The sequence below is a fragment of the Actinomadura luteofluorescens genome (assembly GCF_013409365.1).
GTDB lineage: Bacteria > Actinomycetota > Actinomycetes > Streptosporangiales > Streptosporangiaceae > Spirillospora > Spirillospora luteofluorescens.
Genome location: NZ_JACCBA010000001.1, coordinates 1818874 through 1840558, shown reverse-complemented (window position 1 = coordinate 1840558; position 21685 = coordinate 1818874). Strand labels below are relative to the sequence as shown.

Below are 21685 nucleotides of genomic sequence, written 5' to 3'. Positions count from 1 at the left end.
CTGTCGCTGTCTGCTATCTCCGCAACCCGTCGTTTCAGGTAGGGGGCGGGTTCTGCGGCGTTGCGGGGATTGCGGAGATGTTTCAGCGTTCTTCGGGGCTCGTTGCGGTCAGTCATGGTGTTCCACCCAGAACACGTTGCGGTCGCCGCGGTGGTTCTTGGCGGAGCGGACGACGTAGTCGCCGCGCCAGCGTCCGACTTGGCCGGTGAGTAGGCGGCCGAGGGCGAGCACGTTGGGTGGGCGGCCGGTGTGGGTGGTGATGAACTGGCCTTCCCATCGGTCGTGCTCGTCCAAGCCGATGCGGTCGGGTTCGCCAGAGCGGCGCAAGTCGGCTGCGGTCATCGGTTCGGTGCCGTGCAGGTCGTGCCAGCAGGCTAGGAACGCGCGCCACCGGGTTTCGTCCTCGTCGATGTCACGCACTTGAGCGGCGTTGGCGAGGAACCCCTCGATGCCGTGGTGGGCCAGGAACCCGCCGAGGGCTTGGGCCCACGGGGTGAACTGCCGCATGGAGACGGTGTCGGCGCGCGGTGCCTGGTTGCGCGTCCAGTCCAGAACCAGGACCAGGAGGTGCCACAGGACAGTGAGCTGATTGGAAGGGGTGGTGATCCACTGGTCCAGGTGCGGGATCCCGAACCGGGATTGGTCGCGCTGCTCAGGCCGCGGCATGTTCGGGTCCAGGTGCACCCGGACGGTGCGGGAGGCCATGTCCCCACCGACCTGGAGGTTGTTTCCGGTGGCCATCCAGAGCCGATCGTTGACGGTGGCGATGTTGCGGGACGCACCCAACTGCCGGTCCGACCAAACGCCGGCGGTGACGAGCAGGGCCAGGGTGGCCGAGTCGATGACCGTTCCTTCGGCGAGGTTGTCCCACACCACCACGCCGACCTGTTCGGCCAGCACGGCGGTGATGGACTTGCGGAGTTCCTCTTCGGTGTAGGCCCAGGGCATGACCCGTTGCCCGTAGAGCATGCCGGGACCGCCGGTCAGGATGCTCTTTCCAGAGGCGGGCATGGTCGCGTCGATCAGCGCGAACGGCGTCAGGGACCGGGTGAAGTGCCGCAGGATCGGGGTGACCAGCAGTGCCACATAGTTGGCGCGGTCGGCCGCGCTGGACCACGGGAAGTCGCGCAGGAACCGGTTCAGCACGAAGTCGCGGGCTTCCGCCACCTGCTTGGGGGTGGGCCGGTCGGGAACGGGCGGCAGCGCGACTTTGGAGGCCAGGTACAGGCCAGTGGCAGGGTCATATCCAGGGTGTTGCAGCAGGGTGCCGTCTCTGCGGAGGACGGGGGCGCCGATCACGCCGCGCAGCGGGGCCAGGCCCGGCCAGGTCTTGCCGGCCAGCACTGAGGCCAGGATGTCGCGGGGCGGGGTGATCTCCTCCTCGAAGGTCTCTGTTCCGCCGTTGCCGTCCCTGCGGGACCGGACCCGGTAGACGTAGGCGTGTTCGGCCAGCAGGCCCGCGAGGGTGGCGGGGGTGATCGGGCTTGCGGTGACTGGCAGGGGCGAGTCTTCGTCGGCGGCAGGGGAGGTCTGTCCGCCGGACACGGTCTCCATGTGGACCAGGGAGCCGGCGGACACGTAGGTGTCGGGCAAGGAGTTGCCGGCGAGCGCGGCTTTCAGGACACGGATGGTTTCGGGTCCGGATCCGGCTTGCAGGGGCGGCTTGCTGGTCATGTGGGGACGCTCCTGGGGCGTTGGGTGCCGGCGCGGAACCCGGACCGGATGGTCCGGCGGGATGGCATGGGTGCCAGCCCGGCGCGCTCGGCGGCAGCGGTCAGCAGCTGCTCGGTGTCGTCGGGGTCGAGGGCGCCCCCGGCCACGAGTTGGCCGAGGGCGACGGCGGCGCCGTACAAGGTGGCGTTGCGGCGCCCTTGGGGCGCGTCGGCAATTGCGGTCAGGCTGGCGGTGACCGCCGTGTTCAGGTAGGCGCCGCGGTTGCCGGTGGCCAGGCGCACCGTGATCGGCTTTTGCGGCGGCAGCGGCGCGGGGCGGAGCCGTTCGGTGAGCCAGCCGGGCAGCGGGGCCGGGGCCGGGGTGTGGATCGGGTCATAGGTGCCGGTGCCGTCCGGGAGGTCGACGTAGGAGCCGGGGCCGACGACGTATCCGCCGTCGCCGCGGGTGTCGACCTTCCACCCCAGCCCGTTCCCGCGGTCGTCGGAGGTGTTGGTCAGCCGGATGCCGTCCGGGGCGGTGAAGTAAAGGTGAGACCCGCCGCGCCGGGTCCGGACGTGGAAGGTCTCCAGCGGCAGCGGCTGTCCGGCCTGCTCACACACCACCGCGAACACGTCGGCCCCATCGTTCACGCCAGGCACTGCCCACCGGTCCGGCGGGTGCTCGCCGGGCTTGGGCATGTCCAGGTCGATCACGACCAGGCGGGACGGGCCGCACGCGATCCCGATGTTGTAGGGGCGCCGGGCCCAGATACGCCGGATCACCTCGGGATCGGTGGTCGCGACCTTGGTCCACCGCACCCCGTGGGGCGGTTCCTTGTCGCCGGGGGCCAGCGGGAAGACGTGCCAGCCGCGGGCCGCGCACGCCAGCGCGTAGCGAGCCAGTACATCAGCAACGGGCTGGGACGGTGCCGAGCTGGTCATGCGGTCACCTCTTGGGCGTTGAGGTGGCCGGCGAGGGCGGTTCCGAGCCAGTGGGTGTAGGCGGGCGGTATGGCTTGGCGGGCTTCGAGGTTGGTCATCCAGGTGCAGCCCATGGCGTCGGCGAAGGCCCGTTCGTTCTTGTGGCCGAAGGGGACCAGGTCGCGGTTGCGGTGGCAGCGGCAGGGTTCGACCAGGTCGAAGAAGTCCCAGTTGCCGGTCTGGAACGCGCGGTGTCGGCGCACGTTGCGGCCGAACTGGGTGCCGCACAGGACGTGGTCGGCGCGTAGTGGCCCGAATCGGGCCGCCTCCACGACGTTCTCCACGATCCAGGGGAGGCCGTAGCTGTTCAGCAGCGCCAGCGTTGGTGTGAGCAGGTCGGGGTAGTCCTGGCGTGAGCCGCGCCAGTCGGTGACCGCTGCGAAGCTCTGGCAGATCGGTGAGCTGTGGACGGCGTCGAACCCTTCCACGAAGTCGCGGTCGGCCAGGACCTCCAGGGCGTCGGCCTGGATGAAGGGGAAGGGGTTGCGGGGCTGGCGGTGGATGTCGACGGCGGTGACCTCGAACCCGGCCAGCCAGAAGCCCATGCCGGCACCGGCAGCACCGGCGAACAGGTCCAGGATCCGCAGCCCGTTCCAGGGGCGGTCCGGCAGCAGGAACGCCGGCCGGGTCATGCGGCGTCCTCGGGAAGGATGATCAGCCCTTCGGGTGTGAGGACGAATTCGTGTCCGTTGTGGCAGGTCCACAGGTCGCCGGGGGTGTCGGGGGCGAGCGCGGCCCAGCAGGTGACCTCGGTGAGGCAGTACGGGCAGTCGGGGCCGTCCTGCACGGGCCAGTGGTGGGTCCGGATGGTCCAGTCGTGTCGGCAGGCGCGGCACTGCCAGCAGGTGACCGCGTTTCCGGCGGCGGTGGTGGCGGGGCCGATGTACACCACGTCGGCGGGGCGGTCGCACAGAGGGCAGTCGGGGGCGGTGATGATCGGCCATTGCTCGACTGGCGGGAGTTCGGGCGGATTGGGTGTCATCATGGACGTGCCTCTTCTAGGGCTCGGCGGGTCTTCGGATCCGTTCGGGTTCGTGATCGGTTGGGGTGCGGCCCTCGGCGGTGTGCTTGGTGGCTTGGCGCCGGGGGCCGCTTGACGTCCTCCTTCGGGTGGCTCGTGGGGCTGGTCAGTGGTCGTGGAGGCGGCGGGGGTGTGTGGCGCGTTCGGTGGCCTTGTGGTCGCGTTTGCGCTGGCGTTCCTTGGCCATCTCCGAGCGGACTGACAGCACGGTGCGGTGCGCGGTGCGGGAGCCGAGGCGTTGGGTGCGGCCGGTGCCGCCGCACCGGTTGCAGGGCCCGAACCGGCGGCGGGTGCTGCCGTGCTTGCGGCCGCTCCCCTCACAGCGGCTGCAGGGGCGGAACGGGTAGGCGTAGACGCTGACCGCCCACAGCGCGGATCCGGCCATGGCGAGCAGCAGCAGGGTGACCATCGGGGTTCTCCTTCGTGCGTGGTCGTCGGGTGTGCTGCGTGGAATGCGGGCTAGGGCTTCCACCGGCCGATGACCACGGGCTGAGCCCACGCGACCGTCTTGCGGCGGTCGATGACGATGTCGCCGTTGGGCTTGAGGAGGATCTCGTCCTCGCGGACGTTGTCCTCAGCGAAGTCGGCGGCGACCCGCGCTTTGATCTGCTTCTCGTTGGCGGGCATGCCGCCGGCCTGGTGGGAGGTTTCGCGGCGGCCTTGCTCGTGACCCTGCTGGTAGCCGTCTTCCAGGCCGATGGCCATCGCTTCGGCGTATGCCTCTTTCCAGGCTTGGCAGGCGTAGCGGGGACAGTCGGTGTCGTTGCAGGTGCGGTAGTCGTGCGTGGCCTTGCCTGCGCCCGTCTTGCCCGCGGGCGCCTTGGCCGGGGTGGTTTTGCCGTTGGTGGTCTTGGCGGTGGGCTTGGTCGCGGTGGGCTTGCGGGGCTTGGTGGTGTTCTTGCGGCGGGCCGCGGCGGCGGTGTGCTTGGTGGCTCGGCGCCGGTTCGCTGTGCTGTGCGGGAGGGGCTGAAACATCTCCGCATCTCCGCATCTCCGCAGTTATGGCCGTGACCTGCGGTGATGCTTGCGGAGATGGGCGGGGTGGTCCTCGGGTCATCTCCGCAATCGGGGGTTCATCTCCGCACTGGTTGCGGAGATGCGGAGATGGACTTCTGTCGCTGTCTGCTATCTCCGCAACCCGTCGTTTCAGGTAGGGGGCGGGTTCTGCGGCGTTGCGGGGATTGCGGAGATGTTTCAGCGTTCTTCGGGGCTCGTTGCGGTCAGTCATGGTGTTCCACCCAGAACACGTTGCGGTCGCCGCGGTGGTTCTTGGCGGAGCGGACGACGTAGTCGCCGCGCCAGCGTCCGACTTGGCCGGTGAGTAGGCGGCCGAGGGCGAGCACGTTGGGTGGGCGGCCGGTGTGGGTGGTGATGAACTGGCCTTCCCATCGGTCGTGCTCGTCCAAGCCGATGCGGTCGGGTTCGCCAGAGCGGCGCAAGTCGGCTGCGGTCATCGGTTCGGTGCCGTGCAGGTCGTGCCAGCAGGCTAGGAACGCGCGCCACCGGGTTTCGTCCTCGTCGATGTCACGCACTTGAGCGGCGTTGGCGAGGAACCCCTCGATGCCGTGGTGGGCCAGGAACCCGCCGAGGGCTTGGGCCCACGGGGTGAACTGCCGCATGGAGACGGTGTCGGCGCGCGGTGCCTGGTTGCGCGTCCAGTCCAGAACCAGGACCAGGAGGTGCCACAGGACAGTGAGCTGATTGGAAGGGGTGGTGATCCACTGGTCCAGGTGCGGGATCCCGAACCGGGATTGGTCGCGCTGCTCAGGCCGCGGCATGTTCGGGTCCAGGTGCACCCGGACGGTGCGGGAGGCCATGTCCCCACCGACCTGGAGGTTGTTTCCGGTGGCCATCCAGAGCCGATCGTTGACGGTGGCGATGTTGCGGGACGCACCCAACTGCCGGTCCGACCAAACGCCGGCGGTGACGAGCAGGGCCAGGGTGGCCGAGTCGATGACCGTTCCTTCGGCGAGGTTGTCCCACACCACCACGCCGACCTGTTCGGCCAGCACGGCGGTGATGGACTTGCGGAGTTCCTCTTCGGTGTAGGCCCAGGGCATGACCCGTTGCCCGTAGAGCATGCCGGGACCGCCGGTCAGGATGCTCTTTCCAGAGGCGGGCATGGTCGCGTCGATCAGCGCGAACGGCGTCAGGGACCGGGTGAAGTGCCGCAGGATCGGGGTGACCAGCAGTGCCACATAGTTGGCGCGGTCGGCCGCGCTGGACCACGGGAAGTCGCGCAGGAACCGGTTCAGCACGAAGTCGCGGGCTTCCGCCACCTGCTTGGGGGTGGGCCGGTCGGGAACGGGCGGCAGCGCGACTTTGGAGGCCAGGTACAGGCCAGTGGCAGGGTCATATCCAGGGTGTTGCAGCAGGGTGCCGTCTCTGCGGAGGACGGGGGCGCCGATCACGCCGCGCAGCGGGGCCAGGCCCGGCCAGGTCTTGCCGGCCAGCACTGAGGCCAGGATGTCGCGGGGCGGGGTGATCTCCTCCTCGAAGGTCTCTGTTCCGCCGTTGCCGTCCCTGCGGGACCGGACCCGGTAGACGTAGGCGTGTTCGGCCAGCAGGCCCGCGAGGGTGGCGGGGGTGATCGGGCTTGCGGTGACTGGCAGGGGCGAGTCTTCGTCGGCGGCAGGGGAGGTCTGTCCGCCGGACACGGTCTCCATGTGGACCAGGGAGCCGGCGGACACGTAGGTGTCGGGCAAGGAGTTGCCGGCGAGCGCGGCTTTCAGGACACGGATGGTTTCGGGTCCGGATCCGGCTTGCAGGGGCGGCTTGCTGGTCATGTGGGGACGCTCCTGGGGCGTTGGGTGCCGGCGCGGAACCCGGACCGGATGGTCCGGCGGGATGGCATGGGTGCCAGCCCGGCGCGCTCGGCGGCAGCGGTCAGCAGCTGCTCGGTGTCGTCGGGGTCGAGGGCGCCCCCGGCCACGAGTTGGCCGAGGGCGACGGCGGCGCCGTACAAGGTGGCGTTGCGGCGCCCTTGGGGCGCGTCGGCAATTGCGGTCAGGCTGGCGGTGACCGCCGTGTTCAGGTAGGCGCCGCGGTTGCCGGTGGCCAGGCGCACCGTGATCGGCTTTTGCGGCGGCAGCGGCGCGGGGCGGAGCCGTTCGGTGAGCCAGCCGGGCAGCGGGGCCGGGGCCGGGGTGTGGATCGGGTCATAGGTGCCGGTGCCGTCCGGGAGGTCGACGTAGGAGCCGGGGCCGACGACGTATCCGCCGTCGCCGCGGGTGTCGACCTTCCACCCCAGCCCGTTCCCGCGGTCGTCGGAGGTGTTGGTCAGCCGGATGCCGTCCGGGGCGGTGAAGTAAAGGTGAGACCCGCCGCGCCGGGTCCGGACGTGGAAGGTCTCCAGCGGCAGCGGCTGTCCGGCCTGCTCACACACCACCGCGAACACGTCGGCCCCATCGTTCACGCCAGGCACTGCCCACCGGTCCGGCGGGTGCTCGCCGGGCTTGGGCATGTCCAGGTCGATCACGACCAGGCGGGACGGGCCGCACGCGATCCCGATGTTGTAGGGGCGCCGGGCCCAGATACGCCGGATCACCTCGGGATCGGTGGTCGCGACCTTGGTCCACCGCACCCCGTGGGGCGGTTCCTTGTCGCCGGGGGCCAGCGGGAAGACGTGCCAGCCGCGGGCCGCGCACGCCAGCGCGTAGCGAGCCAGTACATCAGCAACGGGCTGGGACGGTGCCGAGCTGGTCATGCGGTCACCTCTTGGGCGTTGAGGTGGCCGGCGAGGGCGGTTCCGAGCCAGTGGGTGTAGGCGGGCGGTATGGCTTGGCGGGCTTCGAGGTTGGTCATCCAGGTGCAGCCCATGGCGTCGGCGAAGGCCCGTTCGTTCTTGTGGCCGAAGGGGACCAGGTCGCGGTTGCGGTGGCAGCGGCAGGGTTCGACCAGGTCGAAGAAGTCCCAGTTGCCGGTCTGGAACGCGCGGTGTCGGCGCACGTTGCGGCCGAACTGGGTGCCGCACAGGACGTGGTCGGCGCGTAGTGGCCCGAATCGGGCCGCCTCCACGACGTTCTCCACGATCCAGGGGAGGCCGTAGCTGTTCAGCAGCGCCAGCGTTGGTGTGAGCAGGTCGGGGTAGTCCTGGCGTGAGCCGCGCCAGTCGGTGACCGCTGCGAAGCTCTGGCAGATCGGTGAGCTGTGGACGGCGTCGAACCCTTCCACGAAGTCGCGGTCGGCCAGGACCTCCAGGGCGTCGGCCTGGATGAAGGGGAAGGGGTTGCGGGGCTGGCGGTGGATGTCGACGGCGGTGACCTCGAACCCGGCCAGCCAGAAGCCCATGCCGGCACCGGCAGCACCGGCGAACAGGTCCAGGATCCGCAGCCCGTTCCAGGGGCGGTCCGGCAGCAGGAACGCCGGCCGGGTCATGCGGCGTCCTCGGGAAGGATGATCAGCCCTTCGGGTGTGAGGACGAATTCGTGTCCGTTGTGGCAGGTCCACAGGTCGCCGGGGGTGTCGGGGGCGAGCGCGGCCCAGCAGGTGACCTCGGTGAGGCAGTACGGGCAGTCGGGGCCGTCCTGCACGGGCCAGTGGTGGGTCCGGATGGTCCAGTCGTGTCGGCAGGCGCGGCACTGCCAGCAGGTGACCGCGTTTCCGGCGGCGGTGGTGGCGGGGCCGATGTACACCACGTCGGCGGGGCGGTCGCACAGAGGGCAGTCGGGGGCGGTGATGATCGGCCATTGCTCGACTGGCGGGAGTTCGGGCGGATTGGGTGTCATCATGGACGTGCCTCTTCTAGGGCTCGGCGGGTCTTCGGATCCGTTCGGGTTCGTGATCGGTTGGGGTGCGGCCCTCGGCGGTGTGCTTGGTGGCTTGGCGCCGGGGGCCGCTTGACGTCCTCCTTCGGGTGGCTCGTGGGGCTGGTCAGTGGTCGTGGAGGCGGCGGGGGTGTGTGGCGCGTTCGGTGGCCTTGTGGTCGCGTTTGCGCTGGCGTTCCTTGGCCATCTCCGAGCGGACTGACAGCACGGTGCGGTGCGCGGTGCGGGAGCCGAGGCGTTGGGTGCGGCCGGTGCCGCCGCACCGGTTGCAGGGCCCGAACCGGCGGCGGGTGCTGCCGTGCTTGCGGCCGCTCCCCTCACAGCGGCTGCAGGGGCGGAACGGGTAGGCGTAGACGCTGACCGCCCACAGCGCGGATCCGGCCATGGCGAGCAGCAGCAGGGTGACCATCGGGGTTCTCCTTCGTGCGTGGTCGTCGGGTGTGCTGCGTGGAATGCGGGCTAGGGCTTCCACCGGCCGATGACCACGGGCTGAGCCCACGCGACCGTCTTGCGGCGGTCGATGACGATGTCGCCGTTGGGCTTGAGGAGGATCTCGTCCTCGCGGACGTTGTCCTCAGCGAAGTCGGCGGCGACCCGCGCTTTGATCTGCTTCTCGTTGGCGGGCATGCCGCCGGCCTGGTGGGAGGTTTCGCGGCGGCCTTGCTCGTGACCCTGCTGGTAGCCGTCTTCCAGGCCGATGGCCATCGCTTCGGCGTATGCCTCTTTCCAGGCTTGGCAGGCGTAGCGGGGACAGTCGGTGTCGTTGCAGGTGCGGTAGTCGTGCGTGGCCTTGCCTGCGCCCGTCTTGCCCGCGGGCGCCTTGGCCGGGGTGGTTTTGCCGTTGGTGGTCTTGGCGGTGGGCTTGGTCGCGGTGGGCTTGCGGGGCTTGGTGGTGTTCTTGCGGCGGGCCGCGGCGGCGGCCTTGCGGCGGGCGGCCTGCTGGCGCTTGCGTTCGGCGGCCTCGCGGCGCGCGGCGGCGGCCTTGCGCTTCTTGAAGTCGGTTGAGATGTGGCAGGTGTGGTTGAGGCCGCGGGGCTTGCCGCAGGTGCGGCACGTCGCCGTGACGCGGGGCTTGAGGCGGGTCTTGCCGGGCTTGGTGCGGCGGTCCATGCGGGTGGTGCAGGTGTGGGTCAGCCCGCGGGGCTTGCCGCAGCGTCCGCACTTGAGTACCTGGATCTTCAGGGCCATGGGGTCCTCGCATCGTGGGTGTGTGGCCGGGGGCCGCTACCCGCTACCGGGCAGGTCAGGGGCGGTGTGCGGGTAGCGGCAGGTAGCGGGTAGCGACGTTTTCGCAGGTTGGGCAGGTAGCGGTGCCGCTACCAGGTAGCGGCCCGGATCGGTGGCCGGAGCCGGGCGGGTCAGCCCGCGGCGGTGCCGTCGGTGGCTGCTTTGGCGTCCCGCTTGCGGCATCCCTTGCGGGTGACTCCGCCGCGCTTGACGTCCACGCTGGGCACCCCCAGGTCCCGGCATTGCGCCGAGACGGCGTCGGCGGTGGCGTCGGCCCACCGGTCGCCGAACTGTCCGGCGAGCCGCTCGGCCAGCTCGGTCCAGTGCAGGCCGGGGTCGGCGCCGAACACCGCCAGCACATCGCCTAGGACGTCCCGGTCGGGGGCGCCGGTGTCTTCACCGGCGGCGTAGCCGTTCAGGGTGCCGGCGCGCTCGCGCATCCGGCGGGCGGCGGTGAGGATCTTCTCGGCGTCGCCGTGGTCGGCCAGGTGGGTGCGGACGGTCGGGGTATGGTCGTCGGCGCCGTAGAGGTAGCCCACGCCGAGGTAGGGCTTGCCGACCGGCAGCGCGGAGGCGTCGAACCCCTCGGAGTAGGCGTCTCCGCCGAGGATGGCGTCGGAGACGTTGCGGTTGCCGCACCGAAGCGCGAACCGCACGGCGTGGTTGTCGCGGTACCGGTTGAAAAGCCGCTGCACGTCACCGGCCCCGACCCCGGACGGCTTCTGCGAGGACGACAGCAGCACCACCCCGGAGGAGGGGCCCACCGCCAGGATGAACGACAGCAGCTCGGCGATCTCCTTGTTGTCGTCCTGGTCCGGCAGCTCGAAGTAGTTCTGGAACTCCTCCACCACCAGCATCCAGATGAACAGGTGCTTGGGGTAGCGGCGGCACAGTTCCTCGGTGAGCTTGCCCTCGGGGCACTCCTCGACCGACAGGGTCGACAGGAAGTCGTTGGTGTCGATGATGTGCTGCTTGATCTCGGCGAGTGCGGCGATGAACTGGCGGACGGGGTCACCGGCACGGTTGGGCACGGTGCCGCGGATGAAGTGGTAGGCGACCATCGCGAACTTGTTCCAGTCCGGAGAGTTCTTGCCGTCCACCACCGACAGCCGCACCGAGGGGTCCAGCGCGGCGTACAGGGCCAGCAGACGGGCTGAGAACGTCTTGCCCTTGCGGGGCTGCGCACCGATCAGGATCGAGATCCACAGCAGCCCGAGGGCGACCTTGCGGCCGTGCTCGTCCAGCCCGAACGGCGCCGGCCGCCAGATGTTGCGGCGCTTGCAGTCCAGCAGCGGCGTCTTGCCCGCCGGGACCGCGAGCGGGTCGCGGTCCATCACCGTCAGGGTGTGACGGCGGTGGCTGGACGGGTCATGGGTGAGGTACACCTGCGAGGGCGCCACGTCCAGGCCGGAGGCGAGCTTGTCCTTGGCCTTGACCACGGCATCGAACCCGGTGCCGTGCGGCAGCACCACCTTGACCTGCGACCCCTCGCCCTCCTTGGTGCGGGACATGGTCGTCTCGAAGGTGACCTGCTCGTTCATCTTCTCAGCGTGGCCCAGGCCGGCGGAGTAGTAGGCGCGCAGCACCACGTCGTGGTTGAGCAGCCGGAACCGCGGCACGGTCGTGGCCGGGGCGATGATCGGGTGGTCCTGGGGGCGGCCGAAGTGCGCCAGCCACGGCACCGCCACGGTGGCGACCGCGGCCCACCCCCACCACGGCGCGAACTTCACCAGCAGCAGCCCACCGGCCAGCACTGCGGCGGCCTGCCCGGCCAGGATGGTGCCCCGGACGCGGCGGGTCTCCTTCACTTCGCGGTGCAGCTTGTACCACTCGCGTGAATCGCCTTGCGCGACCGCCAGTGACCGCAGGTAGTCGTTCTCCGACACCCACCACCACGACAGTTGCCGGTCGATCAGCCGCCACACCCCGACCGCGCCCCACACCCCGGCCAGCGCCAGGTAGCGGGGCGCGCGGACGGCGTGGAAGGCCAGCCGGTGAGCTGCGCGGCGGGTGTGGCGCCCGATCGCCTCACCGACCCCGGCGAGGCTGCGCAGGTGGTGCGGGATGACCGGGTAGGCGTCGCCCTCGGGGTCGTCCAGCAGGTACCCGACGCCGTCATCGACCGGTACGCCCTCGGCGTCGGCGTCGGGGTCGAGTTGGACCTCGAAGGAGGTGTCCACGTCCGCGGCACCCTCGGAGCGCAGGTCCTCGGCGTCGTCCGGCGCGGCGTTGATGCCGGGCGCCGAGTCGTCGGCGGGGGCGGTGTTGTTGGGGATGGGCAGACGTACCACCTCGCCCATGGGCTTGCTGAAGCTCACGACTGGGTCCCTCCCTCGGTGGCGGTGATCTGGGCGTGCAGGCGCTGCCCGGTCCGCGGGGTGACCTTCAACCGGCGGCCGAGTTCGGCACCGCTCAGCGACGGCTCGGCGGCCAGCAGCGCACGCGCTTTGTCGGCCGTGGTCGCGCCGCCGGTGCGGCGCCGGGGCCGAGCCCGTCGCGGCTTGCTGACGCGGTCGCCGTCGTGTGCCGTGTCGCGGTTGCCGTCGCCCTTCCCCTCGCCCTTGCTGTCGCGGCGGGTGTCGTCCTCGGCGTCGCCCTTGTTGTCGCGGCCGGTGTCGCGGGGCGCGGGCAATGCGGGCAGGTCGGGGAAGCTCGGCAGGGCGCGGCGGCCGGGGGCTACGGGGGCTTCGTCCAGCACCCACGCGCGGAAGCCTCGCACGGTGCTGACGGGCGCCATCCCGAACCGCAGCGTCCACAGGGCGGTGCCGCGGGCGGCGGCCAGCGGCGAGGACTCGTCGGCACCGTCGCGGCCGGCCAAAGCGCGCTGACGCACCACGGCGATGAGCCGGTCCGATGCGGCGGCGTACAGCGCGGCGGGCATCACCCACGCGGCCACCGACTTGGCCGAGCCGGGGTCGGCGGACAGCGCGTTCATGCACAGCGATCCCGCCACGCACGCCAGATTCAGCGCGCGTTCGGCGACCGCCGGACGGCCGAGCCGGGCCTGTGCCAGGGCCAGCAGCGCGAAGATGACCGCGGCGGCGTCCAGCCCGAGGGCCTCCAGCATGGACGCGGTGTGCTCGCCCTTCTCGGCGTGCACGAACGCGTACTGCGCGCGGTAGGAGACGTACCCCTGAGCGGCGGCCAGCAGCAGAAGCAGAACGCTGGCCACCGCCAGCAGCCAGCCGCCGGCGCGGTCGCTGCCCTCGGCCGGCGCCTCGCCCCCGGCGGCTGCGCCGCGGCGACGGGCCATGAAGCCCGGCAGGTACCGCAGGTTGAACACCTGCACCGGCCGCCCGTACCCGTCGCGTCCGGCCGTCGAGCCGGTGGCCGGGCCGAATCCACCGGCGCCCTGGTGGCCGTTGGCGGTGTGCTGGGGCGGGTCGTAGGTCGTGGTCATCGCCGGTCCCTCCCGTCGTGGTCGTCGGTCCGGGCGGGGTTGGGCCCCGGGCCGGGGTGGTATTCGGTGTCGAGGTCGGCGGCCATCACCGACCGGCCGCACGGCTCGCAGCGGAAGCGCACCGGGCCGCCGTCCAACGGGGTCCGGCAGGTCGGGCAGCATTTGAGGGCACCCGGCCCCATCAGGTGGCGCGGCGCCGGTAGCGCGGCGGGCGACGGGGCGGACGTAGTGGTGTTCATGCCGCCGCCTCCGTCCCGGTCTCGTCGGCGCAGTCCAGGCACTCGCCGAGGCGGCGGGGCAGGACGTATCCGACGTCGCGTCGGCAGGTCGGGCAGAACCGGCGGGCGGCCAGCGCCTTGCCCAGGGCTGCGCGCTGCCGCTCGGACGGGACGCGCTTGGGCAACGCCAGACGGACGTCGTACAGGTAGGCGGCGCGCACCCCACCGGGCGCGTTGTAGCGGCGGGAGTTCCACAGCACCTGTCCGGCGATCTCCTGACCGCCCGGACGCAGCCCCTCGGCGGTGAGCTGGCGGCGGGTGCGCAGGTGCGCGGGGGCCATCCGCCACGGCCACGTGGGGAGCCCGTGCCGGGCGCCGGTCGGGTCGAAGAACCGGGCGGAGCTACGGCGGCGGGTCATCGCGCCCCACCTCCCGCCGGAGCCAGCGCCGGGCTGAGAGCCGGGGCCAGGTTCGGGCGGCACACGGTGACCAGGTGCCAGCCCCCGTCACGCAGCGACCGGTAGACCAGCACCCCGCTGGCGGCCGTCAGCCCGGCGACTACCAGGGCGGTGAGGGCCAGCGTCGGCGCGGGGTGGGTGACCAGCAGGACCCCACCGGCGACCGCGAGCCGCGCCGGGGAGGCGCACACCCAGCACGCCACAGCGGCGAGCGCGGACAGCATGAGCAGGACGGCGGTCATCGGGCCACCCCCAGCATCGTGCGGAGCATGCCGACGTGCGCGGGGAACACCTGGCCGCCATAGACCTCGACCAGCACGGCGACAAGAACGTTGTAGGAGGAGGCCGGCACCCACTCGGCGCGGCGGGCGTCATCGGCGCCGGCCACCCGCGGGAAGTCCAGGCGGTCGAAGCGTCCCAGATGGGCCGTGCTGAGCACGGTGACCATCCACGCCTCATCCGAGGCGCGCGGGTCGGGCACGTACCGCGGCATGCCAGCCGAGAAGTACGAGGCAGGCAGCGCGAGCCCGGTCTCCTCCTCCAACTCCCGCGCGGCGGCGGCGGTCGGGTGCTCGCCGGGGTCGACGTGGCCGCCGGGCAGTGCCCAGCCGTGCCCGTCCGCACGCTCCACCATGAGGATCCACCGGCGGCCGGACGGGTCGGACACCGACACCAGCGCATCGGCGGCCAACGCCTCGCCCCAGTGCCCCAACTCGTTACGGCCCCGGCTCACCGCGGTCTTCTCGCACGGGTTGACCGGACGCCCATCGACAACCGCGAACGGGATCGCAGCGGACGCCTGACGCGCCCTCCAGTCGATCCGGGTGGGGTCGGTCTCCGGGTCGGCCCAGCCGTCGCGGACACCGATGGTCAGCACGTCGGAATGGGTGTAAGTGCGGTTCCTCATGTCAGGCGGCCTCTTCCACTTCGGGCGCGGACAGGGCGCGGGCCTCACGCCGGAGCGCGGCCAGTTCGCGCGGCAGGTAGCCCGCCCACACGCCGAACGTGGGGCGGATCCGCAGCGCGTAGTCCAGGCACAGGGCCCACACCGGGCAGCCCTCGCACACCTCGCGGGCCACGTCCTGACGGGCCAGACGCTCGGCGAGCGGCTCGTCCTCGAACGCGTCCGGGCCCATGTGCAGGTCCGGGTCGTGGCGGCAGTCGCCGCGCGTCCCCAGTTCGGCCACTAGGTCTCCCAGCGACAGCGCGGACGGGTTGACAGGCATGTGGTCCTCCATGCGGGTCGTGATCGGTTCGGGTCGCGGCTCTCGGCGGTGTGCTTGGTGGCTTGAGCGCCGGGGCCGCTTGGACAGAGGAGAGGCCGCGGTCATCGCGGACTAGCCCAGCGAGCCCGAGAACGTCGTGATCGCGTGGATGACCTTGTTGACCAGGTCAGCGGTCTTCTCGGGGTTGTTGACGGCGAAGATGATGACCGCCACACCGGCCAGCCACTGCGGGATCTTGCTGGACTGCTGCGGAAACATGAACGACCTTCCTTAGCTTGTCTTGCGACAAGCTGTCTTGTCCCATGACAGTAGGGACGTGAACCGGATCCGTCAAGCCCTTGTCGCAAGACACTCGGGTACCGTGAGGTCGTGGCGACTCGGGATGACGAAGGACTTGCAAGCCGCCAGCTCGCGAGGCGGCTGCGCGCGGAGATCGAAAAGGGTTCGAGCTACCCGCCGGGGGCACGCCTGCCCTCGTATCGGCAGCTCGCCGAGACAAACGGCCTCGCTCGCAACACAGCCGCCGCGGCCGTGCGCATCCTGGAGAGCGAAGGGCTTGTAGAGATCAGAGGAACCAGCGGAGCGTTCGTGAGGGAGCCCGCCGGGACCGGCGACGGGCCCGAACTGGCGTCTGAACTGGTAGCGGTACAGCGTCAGCTTCGAGAAGCGCGGCGGGTTCTCTCGGCCACAGAAGATGCGGTGGCCGGCTTGCTGACTCGCTTCCCCACCAAGGGTGAGTAGCGATGAGCCAGTTCGGCGCTGGGTGGAGGGTGATGCGCTGTTCATGCTTCAAAAGTCGCGACGACCCGCATGCGCGAATAGCTGGCTTGGGGGCTGACAACCCCCTGTCAGCCCCTCGTGCCAGTGGCCGTTTCCCCTGCACACTGGGCGGTAAGGAGGTAGATCCACATGGACGATCGACCGGACTGGGCCCGCCGTATCCGCGCAGAGCGGGAGGCGCGCGGGTGGTCCCAACCGAAGTTCGTGGCGGCGCTACGGGCTCACGCGAAGCAAGAACTTCCGTCCGATGCGAGCATGCTCCGCACCATCCGGCGGTGGGAAGCCGGCGAGACGCGACCCGATGATTTCTATCGCCCTCTAGTCGCCAAGACCTACGGAACCGTTACCGCAGCAATATTCGGGCCAGAGCCGGGGCGCCGCGACTCGGAAGCTGAGTTGCTCAGCGTCGCAGGAATGGACACGTTGGAGATCGTCACTCGGTTGCGCACAAGCAACTTGACGATGCGACACTCGACGGGCTACGCGTCACGGTGGACCGCTTGTGTTCGGAGTATCCATACCTACCCCCCGAAGACCTTCTTGTGGAGGGGCGGCAGTGGTTGCGCCGGATTACCGGCCTTCTGGACCGCCGAACAACGCTCGCGCACACCGCGAGATTCTTGCGCTTTCCGGGATGCTTGCGCTTCTCGTTGGATGCGTCGAATATGACGCCAATGATCGGAATTCCGAAGCGACTCGGCGGGCAGCGCTCACCCTCGGGGAGGAATCCGGGGCAAGCGAGATCAGTGGGTGGGCGCATGAAATGCGCGCATGGTTCTCTCTGACCAAGGGTGACTATCGGGGAATGATCGCGGCAGCGGAAGCCGGTGAGGCGGTCGCATCGAATCATAGTGTGGCGGTGCAGCTCGCTGGCCAAAGAGCGAAGGCGTGGGCCCGGCTAGGCGACCGGCGGCAGACCGAGCTCGCTCTAGACCAGGGCCGGACACTGCTAGAGACGCTGCCCTATCCGGACAATCTAGATCACCATTTCGTCGTCGACCCTGCCAAGTTCGATTTCTACTCAATGGACTGCTATCGGATCCTCGCGACAGAGGACCGTCTAGCTAAGACTTACGCCTCCGAGGTTCTAAGAGCAGGGACCAAAGCTAACGGTGTTGAGCGTAGCCCGATGCGCAATGCCGAGGCTCGTGTCACGCTTGGTGTCGTCGCTGCAAGAGAGGGCGACATAGAGCAGGCGGTAGCCATGGGCAATCGTGCGTTGGAGGGTGACCGCAAGTCTCTGCCATCCCTTCTCATGGTTTCTCAGGAGTTGGCGGATACTCTCGCAGGCAGTTCAGTCGACCATCCGGCGGTGGCCGAGTACCTCGACCGCCTTCGCCACCTTCGGGACGTTGCGTAGCGCCAGGGCAGCCAAAATAGAGGTGGCTCCGGCCGTAAGTTCCCTGAGGGATTACCAACCCGTATCCTGACCGAGGGCGACTTCTATTTCGTAGAAGACGTTCTCAGTTGTGCAGCCGGCGAGAAGTTGTCTACATGCCACGCTCCGCCATTCAGTGAAATGCGGGCTCGCAAGTGGCCGACCTTCCCATAAGGGTCGCGGGCGTTTCGAGCCAGTGTGCCCAACTTAGCTGCTTGTTTCTGAAAGGAGCTACTAGGGGTTGGCGGACGCGGTGAAGTGATCCATGCATGGTTGGTGTAACCAAGAAAATAGGCGATATCGCTATCCTTGGGCAGATTCACACTGCCGTGACGAAATGGGGTCATAAGAACGACAGGCGCAGTGGTCAGCAGCTTGTCCCACAGTCCGTCGTGATGTGAAGTGCTGGATCCGTGATGCGCGGCTTTGTAGAGGGTTGCCAGTTCGGGAGGGCTGAACGAATGGAGGATAGCGCCCCAACCGCACCCCTTGGGACCAGAGAGTAGGTCGGCGCCTAGAAGTACGTTTACTTCTCCGGCGCTAATCCACAATCCAATTGAGGCTTCATTTGGATCAAGCATTGAGCGGCGTGTACGCTCGCCCATCGCGTGAAGTTGATTTTTGGCCAGTGTTTCCAGTGCGCGGGTCACAGCATGTTCCGAGGGAGACAGGGCTGTAACGGTTGCGGGTGGTGCAACGTCGCGTCTGGGCAACGTAAGTACGATCTTGTTTTCCTGCGCTCGACGTAGCGGACGTTGGCCAGTGAAGGACTGCTTCCGTCGTTCTGCGATGGCGAAAATTCGTCGATACTCTCGATAAGATGCTGTGTCAGTCACTCCAGCGATCTCGTTGTCCGCCTCAACCAAGGCGAGAAATTCGCGGCTCACAAGAGCTTGAGATGTGACGACGACAGCAGAAGCACATGCTTCAACAGTGTCCGCAATACCTGCAAAGTGATCATCGTGGGCATGTGTTGCCACAATGGCGTGAACTTCCGTCGAAAGATCGACGCCTATACCTTTTAGGTAATCGAGAGGCGAAACCGTGCCGCTTCGCTGGTCTCGACAAGAGTCAACTACGATCCATCGGCGGGCACCTAAATGCACCACGATGGATTCCCCTTTGCCTGGTCCGAACACCGACACTTCAAAGGTATCGGGCGAGGGGGGATCAGTCGAAAAGCTGCTCAAGGCGATCCAAAAGGGCGTCTGCTCTTGCTTGTATAGCTTCAACTTCTTCGGGGGAGAATCGCCCCAGCCGTCTAAGTCTAAGGCTCTCTGTCCGCGTAGGCCGCTGGCCAGGTGCTTTCACCGTGCGTACTGCTAGATAGAAAATATCTCCTGGGGTGGCGTGTTCGGCGTCCGAGCCCAGAAGGCTAAGCTCAAAGTCTGCGGTGATTGGCATCCCGCTGTGGTCGATCAGGTGCAATTCTGCGGTGAAAGTATCTTCGTGAACTTCTAGGATTTTTCCTTCCCATTTATCCAGCCCGGTGACACGGCGTCCCCGAGGACCTCGACTTTGGGGAGGCCGAACAGTCAAGGTAGGAGACTTTGTTTTGCTCTGCGCGGCGGAAGCGGGCGTTGATGAGAGTTGAGCGAATGGTGCTTCGTCTTTGATTTTGGGCGCAGTAGAAGGAACAGCGGTCGTGATGTCCGTAGAGGCGCCCGTGGGAAGACGGTTTAGTATCTCTTGTTCGGAGGAGGTAATGCCCGTTGAAATTGCCATCATTGCCCCTCTGTTGAGTCGCCAAGCGAGGCCACCCGATTTATAAGGGATTGTGACAGGTTGCGGGAGGCGGCGAATTTCTCGGTGAGAATTTTTACTGCTACAGAGATTTTTTCCGAGGAAATCTGAGGGTCGGCTTCTTCGGGATCCGCCACCACGTTTCGGTCGGTAGGTGCTTCGGATAGCGTCAGATTGTAGTGGTCATTTATGGATACATACACGCCGGGACGGACTATAACCGAGGGTTGAACTTGGACATTAATATTGCCACCGTATCCATCCTTTCGCACAGCCTTGATCGTAAGGTCCGCCATGCCAGGCAAGTCCACCAAGTCGCTCCAGTATTTCTTTGGTGCGAGCAAGTCCCCAATGGCATGGCATTTTTCTATTGCGGCCTCAAAGTGGACTGCTCGATTGATTCCCATTGATGCAATCGCGGCAGCCCCTTTCGATAGGAGTATCCCAGTTGCCAAGTCTCTAGCTGCTTCGATGTCGACTATTTCATCTGTCGCAACTTGCAGCTTGTCCGAGGCCACTCTCAATTGAATTGACCCATATTTAACAATGGCAACGCCGCGGCTGATGACTTCAATTTCCTGAGATTCGTAATCCTCTAAGGCGATCAAGTCCATCTGGCGTAGCCAGTGAGGAGTAATTCGTATTGGGTCAAAAGTCCCGTTTATGACGATTGCCATGCTGTCGCTGGCGAGATCTGGTGCATCCACACGCGATCCCTTCCCCTCCGGCCTGGGAGGAACCGTACGACCCGCAAGTTCCTGCTGAGCATGTTAGTCGGCGATGGCCTCCGTGGGGAGGGCGGGAGTCCCCGGAGCTACAGGTCTTCTTGGGGAGATCGTTGTCCACTGGTTGATGACCGGTACACCACGAGGCCTTGGCCTTGGGAGGCCTCTGTCGGCCATCGACGCCTCAGACTGCTGTCGATGTGAGTACCAACGTGGGTATCAAGCCAGGTGGACGCGCCTGAACTCGTGTGGACGGGTGTGGGCTCGTTGCCGGAGTCGACGACAGTCGCGAAGTGGGACATGCCTGGTGTGGCCGGTTCGAGTCCAATCGCGGGAGCGAGGCGGGGTCCCCTGCTCGTCGAGCTTTGCTCGCCTTCGCCGGGGCCCGTCGTGCCAGCCCGGGGGGCGACCCCCCGGAACCCCCCGGTGGGGAGCTTCGCTCCCCGGCTCCCGGTTGCGGGCTTTCGATCCTGTTCACGCTGCCGCTGGTTGCGGCATTTCAAGCACGTTCAGGTGTGCCGATAGTTTTCCCTTCCTTCTCGGAGATACCCAGCCCACGTCGCCATTCCACCTCGGATTCGGTGGGGCGTTTTCAGCGTAGGGAGGCGGCCAGGGTGAGGAGTTCCGCCGGGTCGCTGCGGGGGCTGATCAGTAGGTCTGTTGCGCCTGCGTCGGCGAAGCGGCGCAGTTCGCGGGTGATCGTCCTCTCGTCTCCGGCTATGACGGTCTCGTGGACGCCGGAGAGGCCCTGGCGGTCGAGGATCGCGCGGTAGGCGGGGAAGTCTGCCGCGGCGCCCAGCTGGTCCGCCAGGTCGCGGCGGACGGCGTCAGGGTCGTTGGTGAGAGCTGCTATGACGCCTGCCAGCACTCGCGGTGCGGGGCGGTCTGCGGCCTCGGCGGCCTTGGTGATGGACGGGACGATGTGGTCGGCGATCGCGTCGGCGCCCACCCAGGTCGTCACGGTGCCGTCGGCCAGTTCGCCCGCGATCCGCAGCATGGCCGGGCCCAGCGCTGACACCAGCACCGGCGGCGGGGTCGCGCCCGGGGCGTCCAGCTTGCCCACCGCGGTCGAAGTCTCGCCGTGGTAGTCGACTTCCTCGCCGCGCAGCAGAGGGCGCAGGGCCGACAGGTACTCGCGGACGTGTCGCGCCGGGCGGTCGTAGGCGATGCCGTGCGATCCCTCGATGACCTGGGGGTGGCTCGGGCCGATGCCGAGGGCGAAGCGGCCGCCCGTCATGGCCTGCGCGGTGAGAGCCTGGCTCGCCAGGGCGAGGGGGTGGCGCGGGTAGGTCGGGACGATCGCCGTGCCCACCTCGATGCCGGGGACCTCGCGGCCGGCGACCGCGGCGGTCATGAGGGCGTCCCAGGAGCCCGCGTGGCCGAAGAAGACGCTGTCGAGGCCGGCGTCGCGGGCTTGGCGGACCTGCGTCACGAGGTCGTCCAAGGGGGCCGTTCCGGCGATGGTGAACAGTCCGATGCGCATGAGTCGCTCCCAAGGTGAATCGGATCTTCCGGTTCTGGTTGTGCAGGATAACCTGAATCTGTTGTTCCGGTTAACCGTGGGGAGTGGACGATGCGGGCCGACGCGAAGCGCAACCGCGAGCGGATCGTTTCCTGCGCTCTCGGGCTGTTCGTCGAGCGGGGGCCCGGCGTCAGCATGGAGGAGATCGCGCGGGCGGCGGATCTCGGCGTGGGCACCCTCTACCGGCACTTCCCGGACCGGCGGGCTCTCGTCGAGGAGATCGCGACCGGTTCGCTCCGGTGCCTTGGAGTGGAGATACGGCGGCTTCGCGCGCAGGAGCTTCCGCGCTGGGAGGTGCTGACCCGGGTCGTCGCTTTCTGTGCTGGTCAGCCGTTCGCCCTCATCAAGGCCGCCGCGGATGGCGATTCGATGCAGCAGGAGAGGATCGCCTTGCAGGACGAGGTCGACGGCCTCCTCCGGGACCTCATGCGGGAGGTGCAGGAGGAGGGCGCGATGCGCGATGACATCAGCCCGGTGGAGGCCGTCGAGATCCTCAGTACCGCCGTCTGCCGTCCCGGCGCCCAGGAGGACGACGCCGTCACTCGCGTGATGCTGGACGGTCTCAGGGCGAAGGCCTGAGACCGCAGG

At 68.3% G+C, this 21685-nt stretch carries 26 protein-coding genes; 3 read left to right on the top strand and 23 right to left on the bottom strand.

Translation table 11 applies throughout. The features are described from left to right. Positions 1–108 precede the first annotated feature (108 nt). The 20 genes from BJY14_RS08355 to BJY14_RS08260 form a co-directional block, all read right to left on the bottom strand. Positions 109–1674: a hypothetical protein gene (locus tag BJY14_RS08355; protein ID WP_179843078.1), complete on the bottom strand. Its 1566-nt coding sequence runs from the start codon at positions 1672–1674 to the stop codon at positions 109–111. Next, positions 1671–2594, bottom strand: a complete 924-nt coding sequence (locus tag BJY14_RS08350) for a bifunctional DNA primase/polymerase (protein WP_179843077.1) — start codon at positions 2592–2594, stop codon at positions 1671–1673. The genes BJY14_RS08355 and BJY14_RS08350 overlap by 4 nt, the downstream gene beginning before the upstream one ends. Beyond that, positions 2591–3265, bottom strand: coding sequence for a DNA cytosine methyltransferase (locus BJY14_RS08345; RefSeq protein ID WP_179843076.1), 675 nt, complete (start codon positions 3263–3265; stop codon positions 2591–2593). The genes BJY14_RS08350 and BJY14_RS08345 overlap by 4 nt, the downstream gene beginning before the upstream one ends. Further along, positions 3262–3618: a hypothetical protein gene (locus BJY14_RS08340; RefSeq protein WP_179843075.1), complete on the bottom strand. Its 357-nt coding sequence runs from the start codon at positions 3616–3618 to the stop codon at positions 3262–3264. Before BJY14_RS08340 ends, BJY14_RS08345 begins: the two co-directional genes overlap by 4 nt. 142 nt (positions 3619–3760) lie before the next feature. Then, positions 3761–4063 carry a hypothetical protein gene (locus tag BJY14_RS08335; protein WP_179843074.1) on the bottom strand — a complete coding sequence of 101 codons (303 nt, stop codon included), beginning with the start codon at positions 4061–4063 and terminating at the stop codon, positions 3761–3763. A 50-nt stretch (positions 4064–4113) separates the two neighbouring features. After that, the gene (locus BJY14_RS08330) at positions 4114–4629 is read right to left on the bottom strand and encodes a hypothetical protein (protein ID WP_179843079.1); all 516 of its coding nucleotides are present in this window, start codon (positions 4627–4629) and stop codon (positions 4114–4116) included. Positions 4630–4874: 245 nt separating this feature from the next. Beyond that, positions 4875–6440, bottom strand: coding sequence for a hypothetical protein (locus tag BJY14_RS08325; protein WP_179843078.1), 1566 nt, complete (start codon positions 6438–6440; stop codon positions 4875–4877). Continuing rightward, positions 6437–7360: a bifunctional DNA primase/polymerase gene (locus BJY14_RS08320; protein WP_179843077.1), complete on the bottom strand. Its 924-nt coding sequence runs from the start codon at positions 7358–7360 to the stop codon at positions 6437–6439. Before BJY14_RS08320 ends, BJY14_RS08325 begins: the two co-directional genes overlap by 4 nt. After that, positions 7357–8031, bottom strand: a complete 675-nt coding sequence (locus BJY14_RS08315; protein WP_179843076.1) for a DNA cytosine methyltransferase — start codon at positions 8029–8031, stop codon at positions 7357–7359. Before BJY14_RS08315 ends, BJY14_RS08320 begins: the two co-directional genes overlap by 4 nt. Then, positions 8028–8384, bottom strand: coding sequence for a hypothetical protein (locus tag BJY14_RS08310; protein ID WP_179843075.1), 357 nt, complete (start codon positions 8382–8384; stop codon positions 8028–8030). The genes BJY14_RS08315 and BJY14_RS08310 overlap by 4 nt, the downstream gene beginning before the upstream one ends. Positions 8385–8526: 142 nt before the next feature. Continuing rightward, positions 8527–8829: a hypothetical protein gene (locus tag BJY14_RS08305; protein ID WP_179843074.1), complete on the bottom strand. Its 303-nt coding sequence runs from the start codon at positions 8827–8829 to the stop codon at positions 8527–8529. A 50-nt stretch (positions 8830–8879) separates the two neighbouring features. Beyond that, positions 8880–9608 (bottom strand): hypothetical protein, encoded by a 729-nt coding sequence (locus BJY14_RS08300; RefSeq protein WP_179843073.1) that lies wholly within the window; start codon positions 9606–9608, stop codon positions 8880–8882. A gap of 170 nt (positions 9609–9778) precedes the next feature. Next, positions 9779–11965 (bottom strand): cell division protein FtsK, encoded by a 2187-nt coding sequence (locus BJY14_RS08295; RefSeq protein WP_179843072.1) that lies wholly within the window; start codon positions 11963–11965, stop codon positions 9779–9781. Continuing rightward, on the bottom strand, positions 11962–13047 hold the full coding sequence (locus BJY14_RS08290; protein WP_179843071.1) for a DUF2637 domain-containing protein: 1086 nt from the start codon (positions 13045–13047) through the stop codon (positions 11962–11964). Before BJY14_RS08290 ends, BJY14_RS08295 begins: the two co-directional genes overlap by 4 nt. Then, entirely contained in the window at positions 13044–13286 is a 243-nt protein-coding gene (locus tag BJY14_RS08285) for a hypothetical protein (protein ID WP_179843070.1), read from the bottom strand. The genes BJY14_RS08290 and BJY14_RS08285 overlap by 4 nt, the downstream gene beginning before the upstream one ends. Then, complete coding sequence (locus tag BJY14_RS08280) at positions 13283–13684, bottom strand: RRQRL motif-containing zinc-binding protein (protein ID WP_179843069.1); 402 nt, start codon at positions 13682–13684, stop codon at positions 13283–13285. The genes BJY14_RS08285 and BJY14_RS08280 overlap by 4 nt, the downstream gene beginning before the upstream one ends. Continuing rightward, positions 13681–13965: a hypothetical protein gene (locus BJY14_RS08275; RefSeq protein ID WP_179843068.1), complete on the bottom strand. Its 285-nt coding sequence runs from the start codon at positions 13963–13965 to the stop codon at positions 13681–13683. Before BJY14_RS08275 ends, BJY14_RS08280 begins: the two co-directional genes overlap by 4 nt. After that, on the bottom strand, positions 13962–14630 hold the full coding sequence (locus tag BJY14_RS08270; RefSeq protein WP_179843067.1) for an NUDIX domain-containing protein: 669 nt from the start codon (positions 14628–14630) through the stop codon (positions 13962–13964). Before BJY14_RS08270 ends, BJY14_RS08275 begins: the two co-directional genes overlap by 4 nt. 1 nt (position 14631) lies before the next feature. Beyond that, positions 14632–14949 carry a WhiB family transcriptional regulator gene (locus BJY14_RS08265; protein ID WP_179843066.1) on the bottom strand — a complete coding sequence of 106 codons (318 nt, stop codon included), beginning with the start codon at positions 14947–14949 and terminating at the stop codon, positions 14632–14634. Between the two features lie 111 nt (positions 14950–15060). After that, positions 15061–15207, bottom strand: coding sequence for a hypothetical protein (locus BJY14_RS08260; protein ID WP_179843065.1), 147 nt, complete (start codon positions 15205–15207; stop codon positions 15061–15063). A 111-nt stretch (positions 15208–15318) separates the two neighbouring features. Between BJY14_RS08260 and BJY14_RS08255 the strand changes: the two genes are divergently transcribed. Together BJY14_RS08255 and BJY14_RS44360 are read left to right on the top strand one after the other, a co-directional pair. After that, complete coding sequence (locus BJY14_RS08255; RefSeq protein WP_179843064.1) at positions 15319–15690, top strand: GntR family transcriptional regulator; 372 nt, start codon at positions 15319–15321, stop codon at positions 15688–15690. 673 nt (positions 15691–16363) lie between these two features. Continuing rightward, positions 16364–17089: a hypothetical protein gene (locus tag BJY14_RS44360; RefSeq protein ID WP_218905210.1), complete on the top strand. Its 726-nt coding sequence runs from the start codon at positions 16364–16366 to the stop codon at positions 17087–17089. 83 nt (positions 17090–17172) lie between these two features. Here the strand turns inward: BJY14_RS44360 and BJY14_RS08245 are convergent, their stop codons facing one another. The 3 genes from BJY14_RS08245 to BJY14_RS08235 form a co-directional block, all read right to left on the bottom strand. Further along, positions 17173–18339, bottom strand: a complete 1167-nt coding sequence (locus BJY14_RS08245) for a ComEC/Rec2 family competence protein (protein WP_179843063.1) — start codon at positions 18337–18339, stop codon at positions 17173–17175. A 492-nt stretch (positions 18340–18831) separates the two neighbouring features. Continuing rightward, positions 18832–19557, bottom strand: a complete 726-nt coding sequence (locus BJY14_RS08240; RefSeq protein ID WP_179843062.1) for a hypothetical protein — start codon at positions 19555–19557, stop codon at positions 18832–18834. Between the two features lie 610 nt (positions 19558–20167). Further along, positions 20168–21058, bottom strand: a complete 891-nt coding sequence (locus tag BJY14_RS08235) for an LLM class F420-dependent oxidoreductase (protein WP_179843061.1) — start codon at positions 21056–21058, stop codon at positions 20168–20170. Positions 21059–21148: 90 nt separating this feature from the next. On the opposite strand from BJY14_RS08235, the gene BJY14_RS08230 reads away from it, so the two are divergent. After that, a complete protein-coding gene (locus BJY14_RS08230) occupies positions 21149–21676 on the top strand; it encodes a TetR/AcrR family transcriptional regulator (protein WP_179843060.1) in 528 nt (175 codons plus the stop codon). Positions 21677–21685: the final 9 nt, after the last annotated feature.

What these genes read in the sequence shown, in the direction of transcription:
- BJY14_RS08355 (WP_179843078.1), bottom strand. Translation starts at nt 1,674, where the DNA reads ATGACCAGCAAGCCGCCCCTGCAAGCCGGATCCGGACCCGAAACCATC.
- BJY14_RS08350 (WP_179843077.1), bottom strand. Translation starts at nt 2,594, where the DNA reads ATGACCAGCTCGGCACCGTCCCAGCCCGTTGCTGATGTACTGGCTCGC.
- BJY14_RS08345 (WP_179843076.1), bottom strand. Translation starts at nt 3,265, where the DNA reads ATGACCCGGCCGGCGTTCCTGCTGCCGGACCGCCCCTGGAACGGGCTG.
- BJY14_RS08340 (WP_179843075.1), bottom strand. Translation starts at nt 3,618, where the DNA reads ATGATGACACCCAATCCGCCCGAACTCCCGCCAGTCGAGCAATGGCCG.
- BJY14_RS08335 (WP_179843074.1), bottom strand. Translation starts at nt 4,063, where the DNA reads ATGGTCACCCTGCTGCTGCTCGCCATGGCCGGATCCGCGCTGTGGGCG.
- BJY14_RS08330 (WP_179843079.1), bottom strand. Translation starts at nt 4,629, where the DNA reads ATGTTTCAGCCCCTCCCGCACAGCACAGCGAACCGGCGCCGAGCCACC.
- BJY14_RS08325 (WP_179843078.1), bottom strand. Translation starts at nt 6,440, where the DNA reads ATGACCAGCAAGCCGCCCCTGCAAGCCGGATCCGGACCCGAAACCATC.
- BJY14_RS08320 (WP_179843077.1), bottom strand. Translation starts at nt 7,360, where the DNA reads ATGACCAGCTCGGCACCGTCCCAGCCCGTTGCTGATGTACTGGCTCGC.
- BJY14_RS08315 (WP_179843076.1), bottom strand. Translation starts at nt 8,031, where the DNA reads ATGACCCGGCCGGCGTTCCTGCTGCCGGACCGCCCCTGGAACGGGCTG.
- BJY14_RS08310 (WP_179843075.1), bottom strand. Translation starts at nt 8,384, where the DNA reads ATGATGACACCCAATCCGCCCGAACTCCCGCCAGTCGAGCAATGGCCG.
- BJY14_RS08305 (WP_179843074.1), bottom strand. Translation starts at nt 8,829, where the DNA reads ATGGTCACCCTGCTGCTGCTCGCCATGGCCGGATCCGCGCTGTGGGCG.
- BJY14_RS08300 (WP_179843073.1), bottom strand. Translation starts at nt 9,608, where the DNA reads ATGGCCCTGAAGATCCAGGTACTCAAGTGCGGACGCTGCGGCAAGCCC.
- BJY14_RS08290 (WP_179843071.1), bottom strand. Translation starts at nt 13,047, where the DNA reads ATGACCACGACCTACGACCCGCCCCAGCACACCGCCAACGGCCACCAG.
- BJY14_RS08285 (WP_179843070.1), bottom strand. Translation starts at nt 13,286, where the DNA reads ATGAACACCACTACGTCCGCCCCGTCGCCCGCCGCGCTACCGGCGCCG.
- BJY14_RS08280 (WP_179843069.1), bottom strand. Translation starts at nt 13,684, where the DNA reads ATGACCCGCCGCCGTAGCTCCGCCCGGTTCTTCGACCCGACCGGCGCC.
- BJY14_RS08275 (WP_179843068.1), bottom strand. Translation starts at nt 13,965, where the DNA reads ATGACCGCCGTCCTGCTCATGCTGTCCGCGCTCGCCGCTGTGGCGTGC.
- BJY14_RS08270 (WP_179843067.1), bottom strand. Translation starts at nt 14,630, where the DNA reads ATGAGGAACCGCACTTACACCCATTCCGACGTGCTGACCATCGGTGTC.
- BJY14_RS08265 (WP_179843066.1), bottom strand. Translation starts at nt 14,949, where the DNA reads ATGCCTGTCAACCCGTCCGCGCTGTCGCTGGGAGACCTAGTGGCCGAA.
- BJY14_RS08260 (WP_179843065.1), bottom strand. Translation starts at nt 15,207, where the DNA reads ATGTTTCCGCAGCAGTCCAGCAAGATCCCGCAGTGGCTGGCCGGTGTG.
- BJY14_RS44360 (WP_218905210.1), top strand. Translation starts at nt 16,364, where the DNA reads ATGCTTGCGCTTCTCGTTGGATGCGTCGAATATGACGCCAATGATCGG.
- BJY14_RS08235 (WP_179843061.1), bottom strand. Translation starts at nt 21,058, where the DNA reads ATGCGCATCGGACTGTTCACCATCGCCGGAACGGCCCCCTTGGACGAC.
- BJY14_RS08230 (WP_179843060.1), top strand. Translation starts at nt 21,149, where the DNA reads ATGCGGGCCGACGCGAAGCGCAACCGCGAGCGGATCGTTTCCTGCGCT.